At 29.4% G+C, this 289-nt stretch carries 1 protein-coding gene; it reads right to left on the bottom strand.

Features of this window, described 5'->3' with window-relative positions; genetic code table 11:
• Window positions 1–32: 32 nt before the first annotated feature.
• Window positions 33–289 (bottom strand): hypothetical protein (locus JKP73_RS22920; RefSeq protein ID WP_200412069.1); only part of this gene is annotated, 257 nt, incomplete at its 5' end.

Raw genomic sequence — 289 nt, 5'->3', positions numbered from 1 at the left:
AAAACTTACAAACAGATTCTGGTAACACTAGTTTATTTCTTTTTATAGACTTGGAAATATTTTCCAGCATAGTTAGTCACTTTATAGTCTTTATCTAAAACTTTTTTCAAACTAGTCGGAGCTTTCTCACTGGCCTGTAAAACAACGAATTTATCTGATAATTTACCCACTTTCAAATCATAACTTTGGGTAAATTTAATTGGATAATTTGCTGGAACATTATCTAAAGTTGAAATTGTTTTGGTCAAATTGTTAATATTTTTACCATCAGCGACAACATAAACTCGGT

The organism is Virgibacillus salexigens, from assembly GCF_014905415.1.
Classification (GTDB): Bacteria; Bacillota; Bacilli; order Bacillales; family Amphibacillaceae; genus Virgibacillus; species Virgibacillus salexigens.
The sequence above is the reverse complement of the archived record's forward strand: the minus strand, read 5'-3'. Positions and strand labels throughout refer to the sequence as shown.